Raw genomic sequence first — 16,835 nt, 5'->3', positions numbered from 1 at the left:
CGCATGATGACTACTGTGCAGGACTCTCCCACCGCCGCGGGCTCCGGCGCGAACGCGAGCTCGAACTTCAAATCGACATCACGCTCGGCTGCCGAGGTCTCACCCGAGCGCGTGAGTGCTGTGGTCACTGCCGTCCTGCAGGGCGTGCACGCGGCGATCCGCTCCAACGAAGTCACCTACCCGGAGTTCCAGGCCGCGAAGGCGTGGCTGATGGAGGTCGGCGAGGTCGGCGAATGGCCTTTGTTCATGGACGTCTTCGTCGAGCACGTCGTCGAAGAGGTCGCAGCCTCGTCACAGCACGGGACGAAGGGAACGATCCTGGGCCCGTACTACCTGCCGGACCAGGTTCGGCTCTCGTCGACCTGCGAGTTGCCGCATCGGGCCGACGAGCAGGGCGAGCCGCTGGTGCTGTCGGGGCAGGTGCGCGATGTGGACGGTACGCCGCTGGCCGGCGCCGAGGTGGACATCTGGCATGCCGATGCCGACGGCTACTATTCCGGATTCGCGCCGGACATCCCGCTCGGCAATCTACGGGGCCTCGTGACGACCGATGCCGAGGGCAACTTCGCGATCCGCACGGTGCAGCCCGCGCCGTACCAGATCCCGACCGACGGACCGACCGGCAAGCTGATCGGCGCCGCCGGCTGGCATCCGTGGCGGCCGGCGCACCTGCACCTGATGGTGCGGGCTGATGGGCACCGGACCGTCACGACCCAGCTGTACTTCGCGGGCGGCGACTGGCTCGACTCCGACGTCGCCGAGGCGACCAAGCCCGAGCTGATCCTCGACCCGGTCGACGACGGCACCGGCGTACGGCGGGTGTCCTACGACTTCGAGCTCGAGCAGGGCTGATGGATCTCACCATCGACCGGCTGGAGACGGTGATCATCGACGTACCCCTCCGTCGACCGCACCGGTTCGCCCGCGTCGCGATGACCGCCCAGCCGGTCCTGCTGGCCTTCGTCCACACCCGCGACGGTGTCGTGGGCGAGGGCGAGGGGGTGGTCCCGGGCGGCCCGTGGTGGGGCGGCGAGTCGGTCGAGTCGATGAAGGTCACCCTTGACACGTACGTCGCCCCGCTGCTGCCCGGCCGGTCCGTCGCGGACATCGCCGGGCTGTGGTCCGATATCTCGGATCGGGTGGGTGCCAACCTCTACGCGAAGTGTGCGGTCGAGGTCGCGCTGCATGACGCGTGGGCGCGGTCCCTCGGCGTACCTGTGCATGTTCTGCTCGGCGGACTCGCACGTACGTCGGTCGACGTCACGTGGGCGTTGGGCGCCGAGCCGGAGGAGGTCGTGGTCGAGGAGGCGTTGGCGAAGCTGCGGGACGGGCACCGCAGCTTCAAGCTGAAGATGGGCGCGCTGCCTCCGGAGGAAGACACGCGCCGGGTGTGCGCGATCGCCGAGAAGCTCGCTGATGCGGCCGGGGTGCGCGTGGATCTCAACGCACGCTGGGATTTCCTGACGGCTTCAACCTATCTTCCCCGCCTGGCCGCGGCCGGCGTCGAACTCGTCGAACAGCCAGTGCCCGGCGAGCAGGTCGAGGCCCTGGCCGAGCTCAATCGTTTGCTGCCGATCCCGATCATGGCCGACGAATCGCTGCGAACCCCTGTCGATGCGTTGCGGTTGGTGAATCTGCGCGCTGCCGACGTCTGGTCTCTGAAGACCACCAAACTCGGCGGCCTCCGCCGCTCGCGAGACATCGCCGCCATCGCCGCCGCCGCCGATATCCCTTGCCACGGCGGCACCTCGATCGAAACCGGCATCGGCACCGCAGCGTCGTTGCAGCTGGCATGCGCCGCGCCGGGAGTCACCTGGGGCAGCGAGCTCTTCGGCCCGCTGCTGTTCACCGAGGAGATCCTGCGTACGCCGCTGTCGTACGTCGACGGCGCGTTGCAACTCCCCGACGGCCCCGGCCTCGGCGTACAACTGGACCTGGACGCAGTCGCCGCCCTCCGCCGGCAGCACCTCACCAAGGAGACCTGATGCTCTTCCACGTCCGCATGGACGTCCAGCTCCCACCCGACCTGGATGCAGCCCCCCTCCTCGCCCGCGAGAAGGCCCGCGCCATCGAGCTGCAGCAGTCGGGCGTCTGGCCCGGGCTGTGGCGGGTCGTCGGCGAGTACGCCAACATCAGCATCTTCGACGTACCAACCAACGACGCCCTCCACGAAATCCTCTCAACCCTGCCGCTCTTCCCGTACATGAAGATCCACGTAACCCCCCTCGCAACCCACCCCTCGAAGATCTAGAGCACCCTCCGGCTCCGGGCCAGCGCGGCGCCCACTGACCCGTCAGCTGGAGGCGAGGGTTAGTTCTACCTGGTTGCGGTGGATGGTTAAGCGGCCGCCGGTGGATTCGGCGTAGCGGCGGGCTATGTCTAGGCCTAGGCCGGTGGAGCCTCGGTCGGAGCGGCCGCGTTCGCCTGCGCCTAAGGGGATTCCGGGGCCTTCGTCAGCGACGGTGATGTGGATGTGGGAGGCGTCGCGGGTGAGCGTGATGTGAGCGGGAGTGCCGTCAGGCGTGTGCGCGACGACGTTCTCCACCAGGGCGTCGAGGGCAGCCGCGAGGTCCTCGGCAGAAGAGCGGACCATGGCAGCACTCGTTGGTAGGTCCAACGTCAGCTCCCGGCCCTGGTCCTCGAACAGCGGTTCCCAGAAGGCGGCTCGGGTACGGGTCACCTCGACGGCGTCGCAGTGCGGGACTCGTCCTTCACGCTGCGGCCGGCGGGCGGCGCTGATGACGGCAGTCAGCGTGCGCTCCAAATTGGTGACCTGCGTGTTCAGCTCCTCAGCACTCTCGCGATCGTCGAGAGCCTCGACCTGCAGGCGAAGGGCGGTCAGCGGCGTACGCAACCGATGCGACAGATCCGCCACAGCCTCACGTTCGACGGCGATCACCTCGTCGATCCGGTCCGCGAGTCCGTTCAGCGCGGCCCCGACCTTCGCCACCTCCGCCGGACCGGTCGTCGGAGCGCGCGCTTCCATGTCGCCGGCCGCCAGGCGTTCCGCCGTACTCGCCGTCTCCTCCAGCGGCCGCGCCAACCGCCGCGACACCAGCTCGGCCCCAACGATGCTCAGCAACAACACCAGCAGACTCCCGCCGATGAGGATCAGCAGCCGCGGCACCAACCCGTCGTACAGCTCGTCGGCAGTCAGATAAAGACAAACCGAAGCCGGCCCAGTGGGCGTATCGACGGCGACATCAACCGCCATCCCGCCGTTCACATCGCGATAGTCCGCGTCGCCGAGCTTGGGCGGCCCCTTGTCGTCGCCGTCGCCGTCGTCGTTGTAGTCGGCCGGCATCGACTTCGGCTTCGGTACGCCGCCCGGCGGCGGGTCGCCGAGCGTCGTACCGTCCGGCATCCGCACCGAGATGTTCCCCGGCCCGTCCTTCAAGCCGTTGATGTACGCCGTGATGTCGTCAGCCGTGTGGTCCTTGTCCCCGACGTAGTAGGCAACGGTCTCGGCCCGGTACAGCGCCTTGTCCTTCGCCTCGCTGGCCGTCGTACTGCGGAGCAGAATCACCAGCGGTACGGCGAACGCGAGCACGACCAAGGTGGTCATGCCCACCGAGAGCAGCAGGATGCGGCGGCGCATGCTCACCCGTCCGCCGCGAGCTTGATCCCGACCCCGCGAACGCTGTGCAGGAACCGCGGCTCGGCCGCCGTCTCGCCGAGCTTCCGCCGCAGCCAGGACAGGTGTACGTCGACCGTCCGGTCACCGCCGCCCCACGGCAACCCCCAGACCTCCGCGAGCAGCTCCCGCTTCGTCACCACCGCACCGGGCCGGCGCGACAACGCCAGCAGCAGATCGAACTCCTTGCGGGTCAGCTCCACCGCGGCCCCGTCCACGGTCACCTCCCGGCTCCGCGGATCGATCCGCAACCCGCCGACCTCGACGGTCGACTCACCCTGCTGGTCCTGCCCGAGACGTCGCAGTACGGCGCGAATCCGCGCATCCATCTGCGCCGCGCTGAACGGCTTGATCACGTAGTCGTCCGCGCCGGCGTCGAGCAGCCGTACGACGCTCGCGTCGTCGTCCCGCGCAGTCGCCACAATCACCGGTACGTCGCTGACGGACCGCACCATCGCGAGCACGTCGCGCCCATCCAGATCCGGCAGGCCGAGATCGAGGAGCAACACCTCGGGCTTGTCGCGCGCGACGGCAGCCACCCCGTCGGCTCCGGCCGCGACTGCGGAGACGACGTGTCCGGCCGCCGTCAGGGCCTTGCCCAACGACGTACGAATCGCATCATCGTCCTCGATCAGCAGCACCCGCGCCATGCCACCGAGCGTAGCTTCAGCCCCGTCAAGAGAGCGTCAAGCGGCAGTTAAAAGGCATGTCTGGTGATCCAGCGCCGTAGCGAGGAGGTGCTCGGTGCGGCGAGGTGCCGTGCCGAGCGCTGGATCATCAGACATGCCTTACGTGGGTGGTTTGATGCCGTTGGAGCGGAGTTCGAGGGTCGCGAGCTGGGCGATGACGGTCTGGTCGCGCTCACGCCAGGCGCTGACGGGGTCGTCGGAGATCTTCGCGAGCTTGTGCATCGGCTGGTTGGCCATGGCGCGGAGGGCGAACAGGTCGAGGTCGGCCGCACTGTCGATGAACCGCTGCGCCGCCGTCGCCCGGCGCGAGAACCGGATCCGCCGCGGAAGCCAGATCAGTACGGCGAACAGCACGGGCAACGCGATCGTCACACCGGCGAGCACGTACGCCAACTGCTCCACCGCGTGCGCCATATCCCGCCCCGCCTGCGCCATCTGCCCCGCGGCACCCGCGGCACCATCGATCGGCGACCGCAGCTGATCTCCCACCGCCGGCACCTTCCCGATCGGCTCCGACAACCGCCGCAACTGCCCCGCCAACCCGTCCCCCGCCGAAGCAGCCTTACGCCCCGGCAACCCCAACGCGTTGGTGATCTTGAAGACGATCAGCCCCAACTCCACACAAACCAGAACCCAGGCCACAAACACCAGGTCCCCCACAAGCTGCCCAACCCGCTGCACCCCCACATCCGAGTAGAGCTTCACACCCAAACCCCTCCTCCACGCCAACCCACACACCCGTGCGACGCGACCCTAGCGGTGGAGGTGACGGCCTACGAGGTTTGCGAACACTTTTCGTCACCAAGTGCCCATTTGTTTCCGGAAGAGCTCAGAGTGCGGTGCGGAGGTTCCAGAGGAGGGGGTAGTAGCGGAGGTCTAGGCGGCTTCGGAGGTAGTTGGCGCCGGAGGAGCCGCCGGTGCCGGGTTTGGTGCCGATCATGCGTTCGACCATGACTACGTGGCGGGCTCGCCAGGCGGCAGCTAGTTCGTCGTGTTGGAGGAGGGCTTCGGCGAGTTCCCAGATGGCGGCGTACTGCGACCTGTCGCCGGCGACCTTCCGCAGCGCGTGCCGGATGGCATCCTCGGTGTCGGTGTCGAAACCGGCCTTCCGGAGTACTTCGAGGTAGGCGTCCCACAGCGTCGGTTCCTCCAGACGCTGGCGCAGACGCTCCTGCTCGATCGATGTCAGCCCGCGGAAGCGTCGTACGAAGGAGGGGTCCTTCGCCCCGGACAGGAACTCGATCTCGCGGAACTGCACCGACTGGAACCCGGATGCCGGCGACAACCGGTGCCGGAATTCGCCGAAGTCCTGCGGCGTCATCGTCTCCAGGATGTCGACCTGCTGGGTCTGCACGCGCTCGATCGTGTGCACCCGCCGGAGCAGGTGCTCGGCCAGCCACAGCTCCCCGGCGAGCATCGCGTCGCGGGAGGCGGTCAGCTCGTGCAGGACCTGCTTGAACCACAGCTCGTACACCTGGTGGATCGTGATGAACAGCAGCTCGTCGTGCGCCGGCGGATCGGACTCGAGGTGCTGCTGGTCGAGGAGCTGCGGCAGGCGCAGGTAGCTGCCGTACGTCAGCCGCCCGCCGTCTTCACCGAAATGTACGTCGGTCCCGCCCCACTGCCCCGCAACCCCGTCACCAGTACCCATGACACGGAGACTAACCGACCACCTCGTGACCGGTCAGTGATTCGTTCGTTGGACCTGGGGTACGCCGAGTTGAGGAGCTGCATGACCGCCACGATCGAGACCCCGATCGTTCCGGGTCCGATTCAGGGCCCTACCAGGGAAGAGCCGTTGGTCGAGGCGCTGCTGCTCGACGACTATCGCTCGCTGGTCCACCTCGCCTATCTGATCCTCCCGCCTGCGATCAGCCGGGCGAGGCGGGTGGCGGCGGCGCACGCGGTGGTCCAGCGCGCGCTCCCGCCTGACCTGCAGCTCCCGCGTGAGCTCCCGTACAGCCTCACCGCCCAGCCGGACGTCACCGTTCCCGCCACGCGGCACCGCGAGTTCCTGCGCCGCCGTGTCGTCCAGGAGGCGACCCGGCAGGCTGCCGAGCGTTCGATGCTGGCGCGACTCGGCAGCGTGATCGCCCCGGCCGACGGCCTCGAGTTCGACCCGTGCACGATCCGCCCGGACCGGACTGCGATCGCCCGCCGCTGCGCCCGCGGCCGCAGGCTGGCGATCGCGGCCACGCTCGCCGCCACCGCCGCGATCCTCGCCGCCCTGCTCATCTCCTGACCACCGGATCTCCAGCCCATCACAATCGTCACAACCGGCACGGCCGCAGCGCGACCGCGCTCATCGTCGGCGATTGTGATGGCCTGTGGATCCTCTTGACGTAGTGCCGCTACCCGCTTACCTTCGGTGACACCGCTCTCTTCCTACCGCCCCAGGGAGATATGTGATGTCCGTTGGAATCGTTTCCAGCCTTGCCCTGCTCATCGCACCCCTCGGCGCGCCCCCACCGGCGCCAGCTACGCCGGAGGTGAATATGTCCGTCCAGGCAACGATCTGCAACAAGTACTGCGATGCCCACGACCCCGCACTCGCCCCGAAAGATCGCACCCCCGTCTCCACGACCCTGTTCGGCCGCACGATCACGCTGCACCTCGACGATGACGACGCGATGGGCTGGGCCTCGATCGACAACGGCAACCCCGGTGACGAGGTCTGGCTGGACCGCTCGATGGACGGCGGCCGCACCTGGTCCGGCGGCAGCCGCCTCGGCAACACCGCGATCCCTGCCGGACAACGCGGCTGGCGCACGCAGATGTACAACGTCGACGACTGGAACAACCTCGGCGTCGGCGCCCTCCGCGCCTGCGGCAAGGCCGGCGACCGCGCCGACATCGCCTGTACGCCGTGGGCGCGCGCAACCTGGAACGCCTGGGACCGTCGTACGGCGGCCGCGACCGCACTCATGCAGGACTACAACCTGTCGACCGGCCTGTTCGACACCACCGGCTGGTGGAACTCGGCCAACGCACTCAACGCGCTGATCGACAACATCCGGGTCAGCGGCATGCACAGCTACGAGTATGCGATCGCCCGCACGTACGACCTCAACCTCAACGCCGCCGAAGGCCAGTTCCGCAACGACTACATCGACGACACGGGCTGGTGGGGTCTCGCCTGGGTCGCGGCGTACGACGTGACCGGCGACGCCCGCTATCTCCAGACGGCACGCGCGGACGCCGACCACATGGCGGCGTACTGGGACAACACCTGCGGCGGCGGGGTCTGGTGGAGCGAGGCGAAGACGTACAAGAACGCGATCTCGAACTCGCTGTACATCCAGCTCAACGCGCAACTGCACACGCGGGTCGCGGGTGACTCGACGTACCTGCAACGCGCGCAGGCCGGCTGGACCTGGTTCCAGCAGACCGGGATGATCAACGACTCGAACCTCGTCAACGACGGCATCGACCTGTCCACGTGCAAGAACAACGGCGACACCGCGTGGACGTACAACCAGGGCGTGCTGATCGGCGCGCTCACCGAGTTGTCCAAGGCAACGAACAACTCGGCGTACCTGACCTCGGCACGCCAACTCGCCGACGCGTCGACCAGCGCCGCGTCGCTCCACACCGCCGACGGCATCCTCCGCGAGCCCTGTGAGAACGGCGACTGCGGCGGCGACGGTCCGTCGTTCAAGGGCGCACACGTCCGCGGCCTCGGCAAGCTGAACGCGGCCCTCCCGGACCATCCGTACACGTCCTACCTCCAACGCCAGGCCGACCGCGCCTTCGCAGCCGACCGTACGCCGATGGACCAGTACGGACTGCGCTGGTCCGGACCCGTCGACAAGCTCGATGCAGCCCGCCAGCAATCCGCGCTCGACCTGTTCAACGCGGCCCCCTGATGCAGGTTTGATCCAGGACGCATCTAGGGGTGATCCAGGGCGGGTCCAGACCGGTACGGACGCGCCTTCGGGCGGCTTGATCCGATGCGAAGGTGGTTGAACGAGCCGGCGAGCGTCCGGTTCCAGACCACCTGACAGCTGGGGGTGAGCCGGGTGCCGGATCCGATCGTCGACGAGTTGCGCAGACTGGCCGGGCCGGAGCTCTACCGGCGGAACGCCTTCCGGATCAGCGGATTGCTCGCCGATGCGGACGGACGAACCACCCGGCAGGTCTCGCAACGGCTGCGTGCGGCGCTGGAGATGGGCGCCGACGTCGACCTCGGTACGGCGACCTCGAGCGACCCGCACGAGATCCAGGCGGCGTGCGACCTGATCCTCGGCGACCCGCGCCGGCGGTTGGTGCACGAGGTGTTCGCACCGTGGGGCACCGACGTCTCCGACTGCGGCTGCTCCATCGAACTGCACAAGAACCACGACCTCGCGGTCAAGGCGCACAGCAACGCCATCGCCCGCGAACAGTCGGGCGAATGGGGTAAGACACCGCCGGACAGTGAGTGGACCCGCGCCCGTCAGAGCTGGGGCAAGGTCGTCCCCGGGCTCGCGCGTCATCTGGAGTACCGCGTTCGGGACCTCGACGACCGGCAGCTCGACAAGTCGGCGGTCGGGGAGATCCGGCGAGAGTTGCCGAGGGCACTCACCCAGCCGGCCGTCGACCTTGCCGTATCCGGTCCGACCACGCGTGCCGCCCGACTCGTCTCGCACGCACAGCGATTCCCGAATGCGGCCGCCGTACATCGCCGCCTGCTCGTGTCCGCGGCGAACCCCCTATACGAAGAGCTCGAGGACCGGCGTACGCAGATCGCGCAGCGGATCGGCGACGGACCGGTCGACCCGATCGTCGCCGAGATCGAGGACGACCTGCTGCCTCGGCTGGCACGCCTCGACGCACTGCTCCCACCCGGCAAGAACCCCCGGACCTCGGCGCTGCACGACCAGCTCGCGATCCTGCTGAACAACTGCGCCGTCGAGCTGATGAACCGCGGCGAGTTCAACGACGGCCGCGCCGAGCGGTACCTGGAGCGAGCCGCGACGATCGCTATCGACCAGCACGAGCTCTCGCTGGTGCGCGACAACCGGCAGATGCTCGACGAGAACCGGCACGCGCTGGAGTCGTTCCGCTCGCAGGTCGATCAGCTCTACCGGCTGGAGGGCAGGTACGCCGCTGTGCGGTTGCTCCGGCAGGTACGTCGTGAGACGAAGCTGCCGACGTTGCGCGCCGAGATCGACCAGATGCTGGCCAGCATCGCGGCCGGCAGGTCTCCGTCCTCTCCGTACCGACCGCCGGTCAAATCGCGCCCGGTCAAGCCGGCTCGCCCGCCGCGCACCCGTGCGCAACGGCGCCGTCGCCGGATCCTGACCTGGCTGATCGTCCTGGCACTGATCGGACTCGGCGTCTGGCACTGGTGGCCGCGGGAAGTGAACGTCTACCACGACAAGATCGCGGGCAACCCTCCCGCCGGGACCTGCCTCGGCAAGCAGGCCGACGACTGGCTGTCCGAGCCGACCAAACTCCGCGGCAGCGACTGCGACAAACCACATTGGGGCGAGGTCCTCGCATACGTCAGCATCACGAAGGCGCCCGCGCCCTACCCCGGAGCTGCACAGACGACCGCCCTGGCGAACTTCCTCTGCGGCGAGGCGCTGGTGCAGCACGAGCTGAGCGAGACGGAGTACGTCGTCAACGCGATCAACGCGTCCGCCCAGTTCTGGAACACCGGCAAGAACTCCAGCAAGTACGAGAACTACGCCGCCTGCGTGATGCACCGGCACGACGGCGCGAACATCCCGGCGATCGATGCGCCGCGGCCGAACAAGCCGACCGGTCCGAAGCCGGTCTCGATGAGTCTGTTCACCACGAACATCGCGCAGAACGCACCGGTCGGCACCTGCGTGCGGGACGCGATCGGGGATCGGCTCACGGACACGGTGAAGATCGTGCGCTGCAGCGAGTGGCACTGGGCTCAGATCGTCGGCTACCCGACGATCTACAAGCCCGGTCAGCCGTGGCCCGGCGACAACGCCGTTATCGCCGCGGCGCAGAAAGCCTGCGCGCGACAGATCCCGAGTCTGCGGGGCTTCACTAGTTGGGCCGGCTCGCCGGACAGCAGTTGGTGGAAGGACCCGAAGCAGACGAAGTACGCCTATTGCCTGGTGTACCGGGCGGACGACAAGCCGTTCAAGGGAGCGCTCAAATGAAGGGCCGGAACTGGCGGCAGTGGCGGCAGCACAAGGCGTTCCGGATCGCGGCGCCGCGCTGGTCCGGGACGGAGTACGACGACCTGGACCGGTGTCTCGCGGAACTCGGCGACGTACTGGAGCAGCCGTCTCCCGATGACGACGACGACGCATTGGCCGAGGCGGCAACCAATCTCTGGCGCGCTCGCCGGAAACTTGCTCAGGGCAACGATGGTCAGGGCAAGCAGGCCGCCCGCTACCTGCGGACGTGTGCCGAGGCGCTCGCCACCGCGGGCATCACCGTGCAGGACCACGACGGCGAGCCCTTCCACGCCGGCCGGTCGGTCGACGTACTGCTCTACTCCGACGACCCGGAGGTGACGGTGGAGACCGTCGTCGAGACGGTGCGGCCGGCGGTGTACCACCACGACCGCCGGATCCAGACCGCTCAGGTGATCGTCGCCGTACCCGCCACAACTCATCGCCCGGACAGCGCCGATAGTGAGGACAGCCATGCGTGACACGATCGACATCGGAATCGACCTGGGTACGACGAACAGCGCGATCGCCCTGGCCGAGGGCGACGCGGTGACGGTGATCAAGAACGTCGAGAGCCAGGACACGACCCCGTCGGCGATCTGGATCCCGCGCGCCGGCGAGATCCGGGTCGGCAAGAAGGCACGCGACCGGGCCGAGAGCGATCCGGACAACACCGCGGCCGAGTTCAAGCTGGAGATGGGCCTCGCGGATGTGACCCATACCTTCGCCAGAGCCGGGGTCAAGCTCACGCCGCCGCAACTGTCGGCCGAGGTGCTGAAGTCGCTGCGGAACAGCGCCGGCAGGTACCTGAACGACGAGGTCCTGACCGCGGCGGTGATCACGGTGCCGGCCGCGTTCGCGCTGAACCAGAACAAGGCAACGGTCGAGGCGGCGACCTTGGCGGGCTTCGTTCCGGGTTCGCCGCTGCTGCAGGAGCCGACCGCGGCCGCGTTCGCGTACGGGCTGCAGGACACCAGCGATCGCGCGTACTGGATGGTGTTCGACTTCGGCGGCGGGACCTTCGATGCCGCGGTCATCAACAAGCGCGACGGCGAACTGCGGGTGCTGCATCACACCGGCGACCCGTACCTGGGCGGCAAGCTGATCGACTGGGCGCTGGTCGAGCGGATCCTCGCGCCGGCCGCGGCGGACGAGTTCGGCTTGAAGGACTTTCGGCGGGACAACCCGCAGTACCGGCACACCTTCGCCCGGCTGAAGGCTGCGGCCGAGGAGGCGAAGATCGCGCTGTCCGGCATCACGTCGACGTCGGTGCTGGTCGAGGTGGATACGCCGGGCGGCGGCGAGACATTCGACTTCACCCTGACGCGGGACGCGCTCGATCAGGTCGCCGAGCAGTACTACGTTCGCGCGATCAACCTGTGCCGGGAGGCGATGCGCGAGAACGGGCTGTCCCCGGACGCGATCGACAAGTTGCTGCTGGTCGGCGGTGTCACGCTGTCCCCCGGGTTGCGTGAACGGCTCGCGGATCCGGCCGAGGGGATCGGCATCGAGCTCGAGACCCGCCTCGACCCGTCGACCGTGGTCGCTCGCGGTGCGGCGGTCTTCGCGTCGACGATTCGGCATCCCGCGCCGCTGGCCGCCGCGCCCGCCGCCGGCGAGTTCGCCGTCGAGCTCTCCTACGAACCGGCAGTCACCACGACCACGACGACCGTGGCCGGGCGGCTTCGGGTCGGGCGCGACCTGGATTGGACCGGGTACTCCGTGGTGCTGGCCAACCCGGAAGGACGGCCGCCGTTCCGGACTGCGAACATCGCGCTGAACCGGGTCGGCGCGTTCGCGACCGAGGTCGACCTCGACGAGCGTCGTACGTCGCGCTTCACCATCGAGCTGATCGATCCGGCCGGCGCGCCGCAGGAGGTCGTCCCGAACACGCTGTCGATCACGCACCGGACCGAGACGTTCGGGGGCGCGCGGCTCGCGCACTCGCTGGGTATCCAGCTCGCCGACAAGACGTTCTCGCCGCTGCTGCGCAAGGGCGCCGGCGTACCGACGACGGCCCGCGGGATCTTCCGTACGTCGAGCACGCTGCTCCGGCGCGACGACGACGCGATGATCCGGATCCCTGTGGTGCAAGGCGAACGAGCGCGGGCGAACCGGAACCGGCCGGTCGGGATGCTGACGATCCGTCCGGTGGATCTGCGGATGGATCTGCCGTCGGGGACCGAGGTCGAGGTCACGTTCGAGGTGGATGCGTCGAACCTCGTCACGGTGGTCGCCGACGTACCGCTGATCGGGGCGCAGTTCGAGGCGGAGATCGATCTGGCATCGGTGCGGACGCCGTCGTCCGACGTACTGACTCAGCAGTTGGCGGAGGGCGGAGGATCGGTTCTCCGTTTTGCAGCGGTCGGCGGAGTTGCCGGATGTGGATGATCGGCTGCGGCGGTTGGAGGCTGAGGGGACGCTGCCGGTTGTCCGCGAGCAGGTGCGGGCGGCGGCAACGGATGCGGGTGCGGCGGCTACGGCTGAGGATCGGTTGCGGGACTTCCAGGCGGAGCTCGACGATATTGACGAGTTGGCGGAGCTGCCTCGGCGTACGCGGGAGTTGCTTGATCTGCTGGCCGAGGCCGGTGAGATCGTGCAGCAGGCCGGCGCGGTGCGGGACGAGCAGGAGCTGACGGCGCTACGCGAGGAGGCCCAGCAGGCGATCGACGAGCGCGATCTGACGGCGATCGAGTCGGTGACGGAGCGGGTTGCCGTGTTGATGGCGAGGCTGCATCGGCGGCAACCCGGGTGGTACCAGGACGCGTTCTGGACGATCGTGCAGCAGCCCGGTCTGTTGCCGGCGACGTCCGAGGCCGACCGGTTGGTGCGCGAGGGACGCGACGCAATCAACCAACGCGACCAACGGACGCTGGAACACGTTGTACAGCAGCTCATTCGCCTGCTTCCGCGCGACGAACGCGAAACCATCATCGGACTCACCAAATGACCACCGTCGCAACCCTCCGCCGCCAGGTAGCCCTGAGTCGAGCTGCGGAGAAAGCTCACCAGGGCGATCTCTCCGGTGCCGCGAGCCTGCTCGAGCAGCTCGACGCGATCGGCGAGGCGTCGCCTGAGGTTCTGGATCTCCTCGCCCGCATCCAGGCCCAACAGGAGAACTGGGTTGAAGCCGACGCCCTCTGGGCGCGAGTCCAGGACATGGCACCCGCTAACACGGACGGGGCGGACGCGGTCTCGGCGGAGTTGCTTGTGGCGGCGGCTGCGGGGCGCAGGACGGTTGCAGATATTCGGGATCGGCGGCGGGCCTCGCGGCCGTTGTTGCCGGTTGCTGTGGCGGTGGCGGCGGTGCTGGTGGTTGTTGGTGGGGTTGCGGGTGGAGTGGTGGCGCTTGGTGGGTCGGATGAACCGGTCGCGCAATCGACCTCGACGCAGCCGACGCCCGGCGACACCCCAGGCGGGACCTCTAGTACTGCGCCCACGACCATGCCTGGGGCTGAGGAGCGGGCGGCTGAGTTGGCCCGGCGGTTGGCGGCGTTGGAGGCTGCGGGGCGGGCTTCGGCGGCCGCGCGGGCTGGTGAGGTGGAGGCGATTGCGCGGCGGGTCGGTGGGGCGGGGGTGGTGGTGCAGAGGCAGCCGGGGGCCGTGAGGGTGTTGTTCAGCGAGGGGGTGTTCTCGGCGGGGACCGAGCTCAGCCCGGCGGGGGCGACTGCGCTTGAGGGTTTGGGGAAGCGGCTGACCGGGTTGAAGGCGACGATCACGGTGACTGGGTACTCGGTTGTTGTGCCGGGTGGGAGTGGATCCGGCGGCTCGCGGACCGGGCTGTTGCGGGCTCGGATCGCGACCCAGCAACTGAGCGCAGCGTCCGGGCTGCCGTTGACCGCGTTCACGATGCAGTCCGGGGATCAGGCGCATCCGCCGTACGGAAGCGACGCGCAGAACAGGACCGTCACCGTGACGCTCACGCCGGTGACCGACGAGTAATGCCATGATGAACGCATGGAGCTGAAGCTGTCGGCGTCGTACGACGCCACCCCCGAGGAAGTGTTCGCGATCGTCACGGACACCACCTTCCGCGAGCAGGCCTGCCAGAAGACCAAGGCGCTGTCGTACGACGTCCAGGTGAGCACGTCCGGCGCCGACACGATCGTCCGGGTCAGCCGGAAGATGCCGGCCGTCGACATCCCCGACATGGCGAAGAAGTTCGTCGGCGACACGCTGACCGTCGTACAGACCGAGACGTGGCACGCGCCCGCGGCCGACGGTTCGCGGAAGGCGGACGTGTCGGGCGAGATCGCCAACACGCCGGTCACGCTGAAGGGCACGGCGAGCATCGGGCAGAGCGGGTCCCAGACCGTGCAGGCGATCGACCTGGACGTGAAGGTCGCCGTACCGCTGATCGGGAGGAAGCTCGAGCCGACCGTCGTCGACGCGATCCGCGCCGGCCTGGTGAAGGAGCACGACCTCGGCCGCGAGTGGGCCGCGAAGTAACCGTGTCGCTGCGGTGAGCGCGCCGCCTCCGGTGGCAACCTGAGAAGAAGGTTGCACCGGAGGTGACTCGTTTCATGCGAAGTTCCAAGCGGAAGAAGACCGCGCCTGCCACTGAGGTCGAGCAGTTCTGTGTGTTCTGCGCGACCACGATGCCGTTCGAGTGCATCGAAGCGGCGGACCATCTGGTGGACGAGCCGGACGAGTGGATCTGCGTGCAGTGCGGATTCGCGCTCCTGGTCGACCCACCGCTACAGCAGGCCAGCCACACCGCCTGATCTACAGCGGCGGACCGAACGCGCAAACCACCCGGCTCGCGTGGGCCGGGTCGAGCGCATTGGCGACCAGCTGAGCGACCGTCGGATCAAAGGCCAGGCCGACATGCCCGACCGGATCCAGCGGGCAGCTGTCCTGGACGTACTCGTTCGTCACGCCGGGCTCACGGATGAACGACGTCTCGTGCGGAGTCACGAGCGCGTCGAAGCGCGAAGCGATCACCGTGTACTTCGTCCCGGGCTGCGCGATCGGGCCGGTGGTCAGCGCCTTCACGGCCGACCCGCCGACGATGAGCTCGTCGCAGGCCGCGCACCCGAACCGCTGCAGCACCTGGTCGACGAGCGGACCGAGTCCGAGATAATCCCCCACGCTCACGAGCCCGCCGAACGTCGTACCGTGCGTCGGCGGCGCCAGCGCGACCACCTTGCCGACCTGACCGGCGTACCCGCGGACCTTCGGGCCGTAGATGCTCTGGAACCCGCCCTCGGAATGCCCGAGGATGTCGACCTTCGCGGCACCGGTCGTGGTCCGGACCCGCTGCACGAACGCCTCGATCTCGACGGACGAGCGGGCGATCGAGACCGTGCCGCCGACCGGGATGTTCGGGTCGGCCTGGCCGTAGGTGAGCGTGAAGGCGCAGTACCCCTTCGCGGCCAGGAACGGACCGAGGTACGAGTAGTTGCCGGGGCCGTTGCCGCCGAGTCCGTGGAGCAGGACGAGCGGGTCGGGGTGGGCTGCGGATGGCTTGCAGGACCAGTTGTCGAACCCCGACGACGGCACGGCACTTGCCGTGGTCGCAGAGGTGACCGACGCGGCCAGCAGGACGGCGGCGAACAGGCCGGCGGCCGTCCGCCGGAGGCGATTGCGCATAACAAACTCCCCGTGATGGTTTCAGTCGGTGACCAGTGAATCACGGGTAGTGGAGCATGCCTGCTGGTTACAAACAAGGGCTCGGGTTGGAAATATGTTCCCCTCGGTTACGACTCGCGTACCCGGGGTAGTGTCCAGCGCATGAGCAGGACCATACGGGGACTCGACGCCGAGCAACGCCGGGCCGAACGACGCGAGCAGCTGCTGGACGCAGCGCTCAAACTCTTCGCCGCTGAGGGCTATCTCGGTACGTCGATCGAGCAGATCTGCAGTACCGCGTTCATCGGGACGAAGAGCTTCTACGAACTCTTCGCCAGCCGGGAGGACTGCTATCTCGCGCTCCTCCAGCGGACGTCCGAGCGGCTGGAGGAGCGGATGGCCGGCGCCGCCGCGCAGGCCGCCGGCAACGAGCGGCAGGAAGCGCCGCGGCTGCTGGCGACCTTCGTGCATGCGCTGGTCGACGACCCGCGCATCACCAAGGTCACCTTCGGCATGGCGTCGGGCATCTCGGCGGCGGTCGAGCGCCAGCGGCGTACCAACCGCCGCTGGGCCGCCGGTTTCCTGGTGCAGCTCTGGGACCGGTACGACGGGCCGCAGCCGGAGGAGCAGCGCGCCGTCCGGCACAGTGTCGCGATCGGGCTGGTCGGCGGCATGTTCGACCTGATCTCGGACTGGCTGCTGGAGGCAAACCTGTCCAACCAGGGCCAGATCGAGGCCCTGGTCGACGACCTGACAACCTTCTACATCACCGTCCGCCGAGGCCTGGTCCGCTAGCCCTGG

Annotated in this window: 18 protein-coding genes; 13 read left to right on the top strand and 5 right to left on the bottom strand. The window is 68.4% G+C overall.

Features of this window, described 5'->3' with window-relative positions; genetic code table 11:
- The first annotated feature begins 6 nt into the window (after positions 1-6).
- Genes catA through catC form a run of 3 tightly spaced genes read left to right on the top strand, consistent with a single transcriptional unit; the run spans position 7 to position 2,251 of the window.
- Positions 7-852 carry a catechol 1,2-dioxygenase gene (gene catA, locus ACQPYH_RS09110; protein ID WP_432888989.1) on the top strand — a complete coding sequence of 282 codons (846 nt, stop codon included), beginning with the start codon at positions 7-9 and terminating at the stop codon, positions 850-852.
- Entirely contained in the window at positions 852-1,985 is a 1,134-nt protein-coding gene (locus ACQPYH_RS09105) for a muconate/chloromuconate family cycloisomerase (RefSeq protein WP_432888987.1), read from the top strand. Before catA ends, ACQPYH_RS09105 begins: the two co-directional genes overlap by 1 nt.
- Positions 1,985-2,251 (top strand): muconolactone Delta-isomerase, encoded by a 267-nt coding sequence (catC, locus tag ACQPYH_RS09100; RefSeq protein WP_432888985.1) that lies wholly within the window; start codon positions 1,985-1,987, stop codon positions 2,249-2,251. The genes ACQPYH_RS09105 and catC overlap by 1 nt, the downstream gene beginning before the upstream one ends.
- A gap of 42 nt (positions 2,252-2,293) precedes the next feature.
- Here catC and ACQPYH_RS09095 read toward each other — a convergent pair whose 3' ends face one another.
- The 4 genes from ACQPYH_RS09095 to ACQPYH_RS09080 all read right to left on the bottom strand — a co-directional run bounded on the left by ACQPYH_RS09095 (position 2,294) and on the right by ACQPYH_RS09080 (position 5,974).
- The gene (locus tag ACQPYH_RS09095) at positions 2,294-3,598 is read right to left on the bottom strand and encodes a sensor histidine kinase (RefSeq protein ID WP_432888983.1); all 1,305 of its coding nucleotides are present in this window, start codon (positions 3,596-3,598) and stop codon (positions 2,294-2,296) included.
- Positions 3,599-3,600: 2 nt separating this feature from the next.
- Positions 3,601-4,284 carry a response regulator transcription factor gene (locus tag ACQPYH_RS09090; RefSeq protein ID WP_130444600.1) on the bottom strand — a complete coding sequence of 228 codons (684 nt, stop codon included), beginning with the start codon at positions 4,282-4,284 and terminating at the stop codon, positions 3,601-3,603.
- 138 nt (positions 4,285-4,422) lie between these two features.
- Entirely contained in the window at positions 4,423-5,028 is a 606-nt protein-coding gene (locus tag ACQPYH_RS09085; RefSeq protein ID WP_130444598.1) for a hypothetical protein, read from the bottom strand.
- Positions 5,029-5,152: 124 nt separating this feature from the next.
- Positions 5,153-5,974, bottom strand: coding sequence for a tryptophan 2,3-dioxygenase (locus ACQPYH_RS09080; protein ID WP_432888981.1), 822 nt, complete (start codon positions 5,972-5,974; stop codon positions 5,153-5,155).
- 81 nt (positions 5,975-6,055) lie between these two features.
- Here ACQPYH_RS09080 and ACQPYH_RS09075 point away from each other — a divergent pair, with 81 nt between their 5' ends.
- From ACQPYH_RS09075 to ACQPYH_RS09035, 9 genes are all read left to right on the top strand, one after another.
- Positions 6,056-6,565 (top strand): hypothetical protein, encoded by a 510-nt coding sequence (locus tag ACQPYH_RS09075; RefSeq protein ID WP_432888979.1) that lies wholly within the window; start codon positions 6,056-6,058, stop codon positions 6,563-6,565.
- Between the two features lie 166 nt (positions 6,566-6,731).
- The gene (locus ACQPYH_RS09070; RefSeq protein WP_432888977.1) at positions 6,732-8,189 is read left to right on the top strand and encodes a glycoside hydrolase family 76 protein; all 1,458 of its coding nucleotides are present in this window, start codon (positions 6,732-6,734) and stop codon (positions 8,187-8,189) included.
- Positions 8,190-8,342: 153 nt separating this feature from the next.
- Positions 8,343-10,445: a septum formation family protein gene (locus tag ACQPYH_RS09065; protein ID WP_432888976.1), complete on the top strand. Its 2,103-nt coding sequence runs from the start codon at positions 8,343-8,345 to the stop codon at positions 10,443-10,445.
- The gene (locus ACQPYH_RS09060) at positions 10,442-10,945 is read left to right on the top strand and encodes a hypothetical protein (RefSeq protein ID WP_432888974.1); all 504 of its coding nucleotides are present in this window, start codon (positions 10,442-10,444) and stop codon (positions 10,943-10,945) included. The genes ACQPYH_RS09065 and ACQPYH_RS09060 overlap by 4 nt, the downstream gene beginning before the upstream one ends.
- Positions 10,938-12,854: an Hsp70 family protein gene (locus ACQPYH_RS09055; RefSeq protein ID WP_432888972.1), complete on the top strand. Its 1,917-nt coding sequence runs from the start codon at positions 10,938-10,940 to the stop codon at positions 12,852-12,854. The genes ACQPYH_RS09060 and ACQPYH_RS09055 overlap by 8 nt, the downstream gene beginning before the upstream one ends.
- Positions 12,847-13,413 (top strand): hypothetical protein, encoded by a 567-nt coding sequence (locus tag ACQPYH_RS09050; RefSeq protein WP_432888970.1) that lies wholly within the window; start codon positions 12,847-12,849, stop codon positions 13,411-13,413. The genes ACQPYH_RS09055 and ACQPYH_RS09050 overlap by 8 nt, the downstream gene beginning before the upstream one ends.
- Positions 13,410-14,405: a hypothetical protein gene (locus ACQPYH_RS09045; protein ID WP_432888968.1), complete on the top strand. Its 996-nt coding sequence runs from the start codon at positions 13,410-13,412 to the stop codon at positions 14,403-14,405. The genes ACQPYH_RS09050 and ACQPYH_RS09045 overlap by 4 nt, the downstream gene beginning before the upstream one ends.
- Before the next feature lie 15 nt (positions 14,406-14,420).
- Positions 14,421-14,912 (top strand): DUF2505 domain-containing protein, encoded by a 492-nt coding sequence (locus tag ACQPYH_RS09040; RefSeq protein WP_432888966.1) that lies wholly within the window; start codon positions 14,421-14,423, stop codon positions 14,910-14,912.
- Between the two features lie 74 nt (positions 14,913-14,986).
- Positions 14,987-15,187 carry a hypothetical protein gene (locus tag ACQPYH_RS09035; protein WP_432888965.1) on the top strand — a complete coding sequence of 67 codons (201 nt, stop codon included), beginning with the start codon at positions 14,987-14,989 and terminating at the stop codon, positions 15,185-15,187.
- A 1-nt stretch (position 15,188) separates the two neighbouring features.
- On the opposite strand, the gene ACQPYH_RS09030 is transcribed toward ACQPYH_RS09035, so the two are convergent.
- Positions 15,189-16,055, bottom strand: coding sequence for an esterase/lipase family protein (locus tag ACQPYH_RS09030; RefSeq protein WP_432888963.1), 867 nt, complete (start codon positions 16,053-16,055; stop codon positions 15,189-15,191).
- Between the two features lie 141 nt (positions 16,056-16,196).
- Between ACQPYH_RS09030 and ACQPYH_RS09025 the strand changes: the two genes are divergently transcribed.
- Positions 16,197-16,829 (top strand): TetR/AcrR family transcriptional regulator, encoded by a 633-nt coding sequence (locus ACQPYH_RS09025; protein ID WP_432888961.1) that lies wholly within the window; start codon positions 16,197-16,199, stop codon positions 16,827-16,829.
- The last annotated feature ends 6 nt before the right edge of the window (positions 16,830-16,835 follow it).

Origin of the sequence: Kribbella sp. CA-245084 (assembly GCF_050942355.1) — a bacterium.
Lineage (GTDB): Bacteria > Actinomycetota > Actinomycetes > Propionibacteriales > Kribbellaceae > Kribbella.
Note: the sequence above shows the minus strand (reverse complement) of the source record. Positions and strands in the feature narration are given on the sequence as shown.

Excerpts from the sequence above, each read along its gene's own strand:
- catA (WP_432888989.1), top strand. The coding sequence starts at position 7 with ATGACTACTGTGCAGGACTCTCCCACCGCCGCGGGCTCCGGCGCGAAC.
- ACQPYH_RS09105 (WP_432888987.1), top strand. The coding sequence starts at position 852 with ATGGATCTCACCATCGACCGGCTGGAGACGGTGATCATCGACGTACCC.
- catC (WP_432888985.1), top strand. The coding sequence starts at position 1,985 with ATGCTCTTCCACGTCCGCATGGACGTCCAGCTCCCACCCGACCTGGAT.
- ACQPYH_RS09095 (WP_432888983.1), bottom strand. The coding sequence starts at position 3,598 with ATGCGCCGCCGCATCCTGCTGCTCTCGGTGGGCATGACCACCTTGGTC.
- ACQPYH_RS09090 (WP_130444600.1), bottom strand. The coding sequence starts at position 4,284 with ATGGCGCGGGTGCTGCTGATCGAGGACGATGATGCGATTCGTACGTCG.
- ACQPYH_RS09080 (WP_432888981.1), bottom strand. The coding sequence starts at position 5,974 with ATGGGTACTGGTGACGGGGTTGCGGGGCAGTGGGGCGGGACCGACGTA.
- ACQPYH_RS09075 (WP_432888979.1), top strand. The coding sequence starts at position 6,056 with ATGACCGCCACGATCGAGACCCCGATCGTTCCGGGTCCGATTCAGGGC.
- ACQPYH_RS09070 (WP_432888977.1), top strand. The coding sequence starts at position 6,732 with ATGTCCGTTGGAATCGTTTCCAGCCTTGCCCTGCTCATCGCACCCCTC.
- ACQPYH_RS09060 (WP_432888974.1), top strand. The coding sequence starts at position 10,442 with ATGAAGGGCCGGAACTGGCGGCAGTGGCGGCAGCACAAGGCGTTCCGG.
- ACQPYH_RS09055 (WP_432888972.1), top strand. The coding sequence starts at position 10,938 with ATGCGTGACACGATCGACATCGGAATCGACCTGGGTACGACGAACAGC.
- ACQPYH_RS09045 (WP_432888968.1), top strand. The coding sequence starts at position 13,410 with ATGACCACCGTCGCAACCCTCCGCCGCCAGGTAGCCCTGAGTCGAGCT.
- ACQPYH_RS09040 (WP_432888966.1), top strand. The coding sequence starts at position 14,421 with ATGGAGCTGAAGCTGTCGGCGTCGTACGACGCCACCCCCGAGGAAGTG.
- ACQPYH_RS09035 (WP_432888965.1), top strand. The coding sequence starts at position 14,987 with ATGCGAAGTTCCAAGCGGAAGAAGACCGCGCCTGCCACTGAGGTCGAG.
- ACQPYH_RS09030 (WP_432888963.1), bottom strand. The coding sequence starts at position 16,055 with ATGCGCAATCGCCTCCGGCGGACGGCCGCCGGCCTGTTCGCCGCCGTC.
- ACQPYH_RS09025 (WP_432888961.1), top strand. The coding sequence starts at position 16,197 with ATGAGCAGGACCATACGGGGACTCGACGCCGAGCAACGCCGGGCCGAA.